This is a genomic window from Pedobacter sp. BS3 (assembly GCF_008274585.1).
In the GTDB taxonomy this organism is placed as follows: domain Bacteria; phylum Bacteroidota; class Bacteroidia; order Sphingobacteriales; family Sphingobacteriaceae; genus Hufsiella_A.
In genome coordinates this window covers 1-1491 of sequence record NZ_VTRT01000020.1, presented here as the reverse complement: position 1 = coordinate 1491, position 1491 = coordinate 1, and the positions used below count along the sequence as shown (strand labels likewise).

Genomic DNA, 1491 nt, shown 5'->3' with positions numbered 1-1491 from the left:
GGCACGCTTGCTACACACTTGTGTTGTTACAAAGCGGTTGTCCCGCTGGGCAATGTCATTAAGTTAAGGATTAGTATGCGGGTTTAAAGTTTGAATAAGTTCGATGCTAGCTATGTCCGTGCTTGTTTTTTCTGACTCGTTCGTAAGATCTGTGTTTACGAATGGGTAATGTATCTTTGATAAAATGATGATGTAATATCTCCAATATACTATCGACATCACTGCTTATAAAAAGGGATAGTATATTGACCTTTAGCTTGCCAAATGATTTATTTTTATTCACTTTCATGGGATATTTACTTTTCTCAGCATTCATATCTACTGAAGCCTGAGCATCTTTTATCAGAATAGAATGTAGGTTTGCAGTAAAAACAGTAGCATAAAAGTCTTGTTCAACAGATTCAACGGTCAATCCGCTAAATGCCTCCAATGGCAGAATATTTTTTTGAATGGAGATATTGGTTTCTACGCCCCATCTCAGAAAATACAATGTTTTGAACCCATCACTGCAATGTCCATCTTCTCCCCAAAGGTTCGTTACCAATACTTCTATTGTCTTTTGCAGTTCTACTCTTACCAGCGGCACTTTCAAAAGCGTATCCCTGGTTACAATGAAACCGCTTTCTCTCAGAGCTTTCATTGCATCCAAAGATGGTGCGAGATAGACAATGGCAGAGGGATCTCCGGTTGCAATAAAATCCTTTATTACTGTTTGGTTCTCCTTTCCCCGGATAATAAACTTGACCTCCTGCTCTGCCCAAATGTGCAGGGCAAACATCTTATAACTGCAGAAATTCCGGTCGTAAATGACCAGCGTATCCTTTTCCAGTTGCCCTATACCGTCATAAACCAGTTGGATTTCTCCATACCGGTATGGCATTATCCTGGAAAACAAGACAAGTTGGTTAAGTACATCATAATAGTAAAAGGTTTTCCCCTGTACAAAACTACCATTTTGATTGCTCTGCCCACCAAAATGTTTATTTAAAGCCGGCGTATTTATCAGGCTTATATTAGACCCATCTGCTGCGATTACACGAAGCCTTTGTGTCGCTTTACCGATGCGCCGCTATAGTAGTAATAGCTGCTCCAAAGCACCCTGTTCCACCAGTCAAAAAAAGATGCCTTTAGCTTTATTCTTTGCTGTGTAAATGCACTTACAGAACAAGGTTCCGGCTCGCCAAGTTCTTCAAAAAAGGCCTCCGGTTCTATGCTAAGTGTCTTCTTGCAAAGTTTAACTATTAATAATACAAGACGCTCAAAGGGTAGTTTTCTATTGCGGGTGAAGGCTTTGCTGGATTTCCAAAAGTTATCCAATGTCATATCGTCTTGGGTGATTAGGGAAACAAAACTTTTGAGTTCGGATATGATTTTTATCCCTATTTTTATCTCGGTCATTAGGATTGCAGTAAGGTTTTGTGTTTTAGTCGATTCAAAACTAACTACTGTAATCCTTTTATATCCCTATTTTCTTAACTTAATGACATTGCC

The 1491-nt window shown here is 39.2% G+C and carries 2 protein-coding genes; both read right to left on the bottom strand.

Annotation, left to right across the window (positions count from 1 at the left end; genetic code table 11):
- Positions 1 to 106: 106 nt before the first annotated feature.
- Positions 107 to 1003 carry a transposase gene (locus tag FW774_RS20240; RefSeq protein WP_242457899.1) on the bottom strand — a complete coding sequence of 299 codons (897 nt, stop codon included), beginning with the start codon at positions 1001 to 1003 and terminating at the stop codon, positions 107 to 109.
- Positions 1004 to 1032: 29 nt separating this feature from the next.
- Positions 1033 to 1398, bottom strand: coding sequence for a hypothetical protein (locus FW774_RS20235; protein ID WP_149350350.1), 366 nt, complete (start codon positions 1396 to 1398; stop codon positions 1033 to 1035).
- Positions 1399 to 1491: the final 93 nt, after the last annotated feature.

Excerpts from the sequence above, each read along its gene's own strand:
- FW774_RS20235 (WP_149350350.1), bottom strand. The coding sequence starts at position 1,398 with ATGACCGAGATAAAAATAGGGATAAAAATCATATCCGAACTCAAAAGT.